A 6,839-nucleotide genomic window follows, 5' to 3' on the forward strand; every position below is an offset into this window, starting at 1 on the left:
GGCAAGGTGAAGCTGACGTAGTTTGAAGAGATTTTCGAAGAGTATAATTCTTATTGACAAACTGCTTGCAGTCTGAGAAAAAATGAGCTTGGATAGTATTTCCAAACTCATTTAAAGTCAAGTACAATATACTAGAACAAGCCTAGGACTGTTCCATCGCTTTCAACATCCATGTTGAGGGCTGCTGGTCGTTTTGGAAGTCCTGGCATGGTCATGACATCACCAGTTAAGGCAACGATGAAGCCTGCACCTAATTTTGGCACCAATTCGCGAATGGTAATTTCAAAGTTTTCAGGTGCTCCAAGTGAATTTGGATTGTCAGAGAAACTGTACTGAGTTTTAGCCATACAGATTGGCAATTTGTCCCAACCGTTTTGAACGATTTGAGCAATTTGTGTTTGAGCTTTCTTTTCAAAGTTCACTTTGCTACCACGGTAGATTTCAGTAACAATCTTTTCAATCTTTTCTTGGACAGAAAGGTCATTGTCATACAAACGTTTATAGTTAGATGGGTTTTCAGCGATAGTTTTGACAACTGTTTCGGCAAGTGCTACTCCACCTTCTGCACCATCAGCCCAGACACTTGCCAACTCAACTGGTACATCAATTGAGGCACAAAGTTCTTTCAAGGCTGCAATTTCAGCTTCTGTATCAGATACAAATTCGTTAATCGCAACAACTGCTGGAATACCGAACTTACGGATATTTTCAACATGGCGTTTCAAATTGGCAAAACCTGCACGAACTGCCTCTACATTTTCTTCTGTCAAAGCGTCTTTAGCTACACCACCATTCATCTTAAGGGCACGAAGGGTTGCGACGATAACAACTGCATCTGGAGATGTTGGCAAGTTTGGTGTCTTAATATCAAGGAATTTCTCAGCACCAAGGTCTGCACCAAAACCAGCTTCAGTAACTGTGTAATCAGCCAAGTGAAGGGCTGTTGTCGTTGCCAAAACAGAGTTACATCCATGAGCGATATTGGCAAATGGACCACCGTGTACAAAGGCAGGTGTACCGTAAATTGTCTGAACCAAGTTTGGCTTAATAGCATCCTTCAAAATCAATGCTAAAGCACCCTCAACCTGCAAATCACCTACAGAAACAGGGGTACGGTCATAGCGATAACCAATAACGATATTAGCCAAACGGCGTTTCAAATCTTCAATATCAGTCGCCAAGCAAAGAATGGCCATGATTTCTGAAGCAACTGTAATGTCAAAGCCATCCTCACGTGGAATTCCGTTAAGAGGACCACCAAGTCCAACGGTTACATGACGAAGAGCGCGATCGTTCAAGTCCACTACACGTTTCCAGAGAATACGGCGTTGGTCAATTCCTAGCTCATTTCCTTGGTGCAAGTGATTATCAATCAAGGCAGAAAGAGCATTGTTGGCAGTTGTAATAGCATGCATGTCTCCAGTAAAGTGGAGGTTGATGTCTTCCATTGGCAGCACTTGGGCGTAACCACCACCAGCAGCACCACCCTTGATACCCATTACTGGACCAAGAGATGGTTCGCGGATAGCAATCATGGTTTTCTTGCCAATCTTATTCAAGGCATCCGCCAGACCAATGGTAATAGTTGATTTTCCTTCACCTGCAGGCGTTGGATTGATGGCAGTAACCAAAATCAATTTCCCAACTGGATTGCTCTCAACTGCACGAATTTTATCAAAGCTGAGCTTAGCTTTGTACTTTCCATACAACTCTAAATCGTCGTAAGAAATTCCAAGTTTCTCTACAACATCAACGATTGGTTTCAACTCAATACTCTGTGCGATTTCAATATCTGTTTTCATTCAAAACTCCTCTAACCTCTTATATGATAATTCATTATATCACAAAACAAGATTTTTAACATCCCAAAACTCTCTAAACGTTCGTAAATATCCCTGTTTTTAAGGTTTTTAGAGTCCTTTCTTAAATTTTATATGGCTTTATAGTTTGAAACTATAGTAAATCTTCGTTTTTACCAAAAATTTATCACTTTCATTTTACTTACCGTTTATTTTTGTGTACAATAGTGCTATGAAAATTTTAGTTACATCGGGCGGTACCAGTGAAGCTATCGATAGCGTCCGCTCTATCACTAACCATTCTACAGGTCACTTGGGCAAAATCATCACAGAAACCTTGCTTGCTGCAGGGCATGAAGTTTGTTTAATGACGACAAAACGAGCTCTGAAGCCAGAAACCCATCCCAACCTAAGCATTCGAGAAATTAACAATACCAAGAACCTTCTACTGGAAATGCAAGAACGTGTTCAGGATTATCAGGTCTTGATTCACTCAATGGCCGTATCTGATTACACTCCTGTCTATATGACAGGGTTTGAGGAAGTTCAATCTAGTTCCAATCTAGAAGAATTTTTAAGCAAGCAGAATCATCAGGCAAAGATTTCTTCGACTGATGAGATTCAGGTTTTATTCCTGAAAAAAACACCCAAAATCATATCTCTAGTCAAGAAATGGAATCCTACTATTCATCTGATTGGTTTCAAACTGCTGGTTGATGTTAACGAGGATCATCTGGTTGACATTGCTAGAAAAAGTCTTATCAAGAACCAAGCAGACTTGATTATCGCAAATGATCTCACTCAAATCTCAGCAGGTCAGCACCGAGCTATCTTTGTTGAGAAAGATCAGCTTCAAACAGTCCAGACTAAAGAAGAAATTGCAGAACTCCTCCTTGAAAAAATTCAAGCCTATCATTCATAGAAAGGAAAACTATGGCACATATTCTCTTGGCTGTAACAGGATCAATTGCCTCTTACAAGTCGGCAGATTTAGTCAGTTCTCTAAAAAAACAAGGTCATCAAGTCACTGTCTTAATGACTCAGGCTGCTACAGAATTTATCCAACCTTTGACACTACAAGTACTCTCACAGAATCCTATTCCCTTGGATGTCATGAAAGAACCCTATCCAGATCAAGTCAATCATATCGAACTTGGAAAAAAGGCGGATTTATTTATTGTGGCCCCTGCAACTGCTAACACTATTGCAAAATTAGCCCACGGCTTTGCGGACAACATGGTGACCAGTACAGCTCTAGCCTTACCCAGTCATATTCCCAAACTAATAGCTCCTGCTATGAATACAAAGATGTATGAACATCCAGCAACTCAGAATAATCTGAAAACATTAGAAACCTACGGCTATCAGCTGATTGCTCCTAAGAAATCCCTACTAGCTTGTGGAGACCATGGACGAGGAGCTTTAGCTGACCTCACAATTATTTTAGAAAGAATAAAGGAAACTCTCGATGAAAAAACGCTCTAATATTGCACCTATTGCTATCTTTTTTGCAACCATGCTCGTGATTCATTTTCTAAGCTCACTTATCTTTAACCTTTTTCCATTCCCAATCAAACCGACCATCGTTCATATTCCTGTCATTATTGCCAGCATTATTTACGGTCCACGAGTTGGGGTTACACTTGGATTTTTAATGGGACTACTTAGCTTGACAGTTAACACGATTACAATTTTACCAACAAGCTACCTCTTCTCCCCATTTGTACCAAACGGAAACATCTACTCAGCTATCATTGCCATCGTCCCACGTATTTTGATTGGTTTAACTCCTTATCTAGTCTATAAACTAATGAAAAACAAGACTGGTCTGATTCTAGCTGGTGCCCTTGGTTCACTTACCAACACAGTCTTTGTACTTGGTGGAATTTTCTACCTTTTTGGAAATGTTTTTGATGGTAATATCCAAAAACTCCTAGCAACTGTTATCTCAACAAACTCAATTGCTGAATTAGTCATTTCCGCAGTTCTAACCCTAGCCATTGTTCCACGACTACAAACCTTGAAGAAATAAAAAAATCTCCGCTTTCAAACCTGAAGGTGGAGATTTTGTTTGATGTAGTTTGTGTTTTTAGTGAAATGTTTACGAGTCTTTAATTAAAAAAATGACTTATAGACCTAAGTAAATCCTTGCTTTATTATCTTGTTTGTTGTACTATACTAGTGTATATACAGTTAAAAAGGAGATTCTTATGAATACACGGAAAAAGACACAATTTATGACAATGACAGCCCTCTTAACGGCTATTGCGATTTTGATTCCAATTGTTATGCCTTTTAAGATTGTCATTCCACCTGCTTCTTACACTTTGGGAAGCCACATCGCTATTTTTATTGCCATGTTCTTATCGCCCTTGATGGCTGTTTTTGTCATCCTAGCCTCTAGTTTTGGATTTTTGATGGCTGGCTATCCCATGGTTATCGTTTTTCGAGCTTTTTCCCATATCTTTTTTGGGACTTTGGGAGCTCTTTACCTACAAAAATTCCCCGATACCCTAGATAAACCAAAATCTTCTTGGATTTTCAACTTTGTTTTGGCTGTCATTCATGCCCTTGCTGAAGTATTAGCCTGTGTCCTTTTTTACGCAACTTCTGGTACCAATGTAGAAAATATGTTTTATGTTCTATTTGTACTAGTTGGATTTGGCACAATTATCCATAGTATGGTAGACTATACATTAGCACTAGCTGTCTATAAAGTGCTTCGAAAACGCCGTTAAGAGGAAAAACTATGACAAAAGATCGCAAACAAGCCCTGCTCCAAGTCTTGAAAGAAGCTCCTAAAGCCCTCAATGGTCAAAGTTTGGCTGAACATTTTCATGTCACGCGTCAGGTCATTGTACAGGATATTGCAATTTTGAGAGCCGATGGCGCTCCTATCCTATCCACCAATCGTGGCTACGTCTATAAGCAAATTGATACTAACCCTTATGTTCATAAACTTTTTAAAGTGAAACATGAAGTTGAAGAAATCGGTCAAGAACTCCTCGCTATCGTAGATAATGGTGGACGTGTTCAAAACACCTTGATTGACCATCCCGTTTATGGAGAAATTGAAACCTTGCTTAAACTTTCTTGCCGCCGAGACGTTCAACATTTTCTAGAACAAGTCGAGCATTCTGATTTTAAACCTTTATCTGAATTGACAGATGGTATCCATTACCACCTAGTTGAAGCCGAAACACAACAAGACCTCCACTATATCGAGGAGGCCTTGGATCAGCTCGGTTATTTGGTAAAGGATTAGAAAATTTTCTTTTCCCAAACGTCTTCTGTACGGCGAGGATAGAAAAATTCAGACTTGTCCGGAGCTTCCATCATTTCCATCAAAGGTAACATATCATAGGCCAGATCCAAGTTTGGAATCTGGTCTTTTTGCACCCAAGAAATTTCTCCTTCTTCTGAAGAGCGAAGAGTACCAGAGAACTCAGTCGCCTTATAACAAACGACAATATAGCGCCTACCTGTATCTAGTGGCCAATTTTTAATGCCGACAAGTTGAGGATTTTGGATAGTCAATCCTGTTTCTTCATAGATTTCACGAATGACAGACTCTGCGAAAGACTCGCCATGCCTGTGCCCCTCTTTGATCTAATATAATGCTCCTTGTTTAAAATCTGTACTATATGCCATAGCTTTATCATAGCATGCTTTTTTTAAACCAAACAACTATAAAGTATTATCGTAACTGCCCAATAACGAAGCATATTGAAAAAAATCTCCAGATTAGAGAACTCGCTGATAGTTCCTAATCTAGAGATTAAATGAGATTTTCTACTTATGCTTCCTCTTCATCATCTTTCTTCTTTTTAGCAAATAGTAAACCAAATGCTCCAAGAAGAGATAGAACTCCTAATGAACCGGTAGCACGATCTTCTTTGGTACCCGTATTTGGTAATGCGGCATGACTTTTAGAATCATTTTGTTTCGGTACATTATTCTCTGATGAAACTGGTTGAGAATTTGAAGTGACTACTTCAGGATCACGTGTTGTATCATCAGATGGCACTACTGATGCTGGTTGAGGTTTGTTTTCTCCACCTTGTTCTTCTTTAAGTGTCTCAGTTGGTTCTACAATTTCACCATTCACCTCTCCTGTAAATTCCGGAAAATCAAGTGTAGCAGGTAAATTCGCCTCTATAGAGTTAATTCTTTCTATTCCTTCAATTTTTGCTGTTTCTACAGCTACATTTGTTGTTGCTGTTTTTATTCTTACAATAGCAGCCATCGCTGCTTTTTCAGCTTTGTCTTTAAGGATTCCTTTATCGTTATCTGTAAATTCTTTACTTGATTCTATAGATTTAATCTTAGTATCTAAAGCTTTTTTCACTTCTGCAATGGCGTTTGATTTTTCTATTTCTGTAGGGAATGGCGCCCCATCTAACTTCTCCTTAGCTGTGGTAATTGCTGATAATGCGTTGTTGACTTCCGTTTGTGTCGCGTTATCTTTGGCTAGTACGACTTTACCTGCTGTTACTGCTTGATCGTACGCGTCTTTCTTACTTGCTTCGGCATTGTAGTAAGCTGCACTTGCCTTAGTTTCTGTATCACCTGTGCTTGTAGCGGTTTGGAGCGCGTCTTTGTTTGTCGCGTTTCCTCCTAATGCATTCTTAGCGTTAGTAATCGCACTTACGGCATCATTTACTTCCGTTTGTGTCGCATTGTCTTTGGCTAGTACGACTTTACCTGCTGCTACCGCATTGTCATACGCTGTTTTCTTACTTGCTTCGGCATTGTAATAAGCTGGAGTTCCTTTGGTTGTTGTATCTCCTGTGCTTGTCGCGGTTTGGAGCGCACCTTTATTAGTTGGTCTTCCCCCCAATGCATTCTTAGCGTTAGTAATCGCACTTACGGCATCATTTACTTCTGTTTGTGTCGCATTGTCTTTGGCTAGTACGACTTTACCTGCTGCTACTGCATTGTCATACGCTGTTTTCTTACTTGCTTCGGCATTGTAGTAAGCTGGAGTTCCTTTGGTTGTTGTGTCTCCTGTGCTTGTCGCGGTTTGGAGTGCGTCTTTGT

7 protein-coding genes and 1 pseudogene are annotated in these 6,839 nt (G+C 39.8%); 5 read left to right on the forward strand and 3 right to left on the reverse strand.

Annotated features, from left to right (window positions below; translation table 11 throughout):
• Positions 1-131: 131 nt before the first annotated feature.
• The gene (locus HT728_RS10385) at positions 132-1,802 is read right to left on the reverse strand and encodes a formate--tetrahydrofolate ligase (RefSeq protein WP_049524078.1); all 1,671 of its coding nucleotides are present in this window, start codon (positions 1,800-1,802) and stop codon (positions 132-134) included.
• Positions 1,803-2,031: 229 nt separating this feature from the next.
• Between HT728_RS10385 and coaB the strand changes: the two genes are divergently transcribed.
• The 5 genes from coaB (at position 2,032) to HT728_RS10410 (ending at position 5,064) form a co-directional block, all read left to right on the forward strand.
• The gene (coaB, locus tag HT728_RS10390) at positions 2,032-2,721 is read left to right on the forward strand and encodes a phosphopantothenate--cysteine ligase (RefSeq protein ID WP_000699486.1); all 690 of its coding nucleotides are present in this window, start codon (positions 2,032-2,034) and stop codon (positions 2,719-2,721) included.
• A gap of 11 nt (positions 2,722-2,732) precedes the next feature.
• The gene (coaC, locus tag HT728_RS10395) at positions 2,733-3,284 is read left to right on the forward strand and encodes a phosphopantothenoylcysteine decarboxylase (RefSeq protein ID WP_000940138.1); all 552 of its coding nucleotides are present in this window, start codon (positions 2,733-2,735) and stop codon (positions 3,282-3,284) included.
• On the forward strand, positions 3,268-3,831 hold the full coding sequence (locus HT728_RS10400) for an ECF transporter S component (RefSeq protein WP_000747412.1): 564 nt from the start codon (positions 3,268-3,270) through the stop codon (positions 3,829-3,831). Before coaC ends, HT728_RS10400 begins: the two co-directional genes overlap by 17 nt.
• A gap of 178 nt (positions 3,832-4,009) precedes the next feature.
• Positions 4,010-4,537, forward strand: coding sequence for an ECF transporter S component (locus HT728_RS10405; protein ID WP_049524077.1), 528 nt, complete (start codon positions 4,010-4,012; stop codon positions 4,535-4,537).
• A gap of 11 nt (positions 4,538-4,548) precedes the next feature.
• The gene (locus HT728_RS10410) at positions 4,549-5,064 is read left to right on the forward strand and encodes a transcription repressor NadR (protein ID WP_000159192.1); all 516 of its coding nucleotides are present in this window, start codon (positions 4,549-4,551) and stop codon (positions 5,062-5,064) included.
• Here HT728_RS10410 and HT728_RS10415 read toward each other — a convergent pair.
• A pseudogene (locus HT728_RS10415) lies at positions 5,061-5,390 on the reverse strand (8-oxo-dGTP diphosphatase); the annotation flags it as partial. The gene HT728_RS10410 and the pseudogene HT728_RS10415 sit on opposite strands and share 4 nt — an antisense overlap.
• A 205-nt stretch (positions 5,391-5,595) precedes the next feature.
• Positions 5,596-6,839, reverse strand: a 1,244-nt coding sequence (locus HT728_RS10420) for a DUF1542 domain-containing protein (protein WP_173235126.1), incomplete at its 5' end; no start/stop codon positions are given.

This window comes from Streptococcus sp. 544 (assembly GCF_013277385.1).
Classification (GTDB): domain Bacteria; phylum Bacillota; class Bacilli; order Lactobacillales; family Streptococcaceae; genus Streptococcus; species Streptococcus mitis_BA.

Excerpts from the sequence above, each read along its gene's own strand:
- HT728_RS10410 (WP_000159192.1), top strand. The coding sequence starts at position 4,549 with ATGACAAAAGATCGCAAACAAGCCCTGCTCCAAGTCTTGAAAGAAGCT.
- HT728_RS10400 (WP_000747412.1), top strand. The coding sequence starts at position 3,268 with ATGAAAAAACGCTCTAATATTGCACCTATTGCTATCTTTTTTGCAACC.
- HT728_RS10405 (WP_049524077.1), top strand. The coding sequence starts at position 4,010 with ATGAATACACGGAAAAAGACACAATTTATGACAATGACAGCCCTCTTA.
- coaC (WP_000940138.1), top strand. The coding sequence starts at position 2,733 with ATGGCACATATTCTCTTGGCTGTAACAGGATCAATTGCCTCTTACAAG.
- HT728_RS10385 (WP_049524078.1), bottom strand. The coding sequence starts at position 1,802 with ATGAAAACAGATATTGAAATCGCACAGAGTATTGAGTTGAAACCAATC.
- coaB (WP_000699486.1), top strand. The coding sequence starts at position 2,032 with ATGAAAATTTTAGTTACATCGGGCGGTACCAGTGAAGCTATCGATAGC.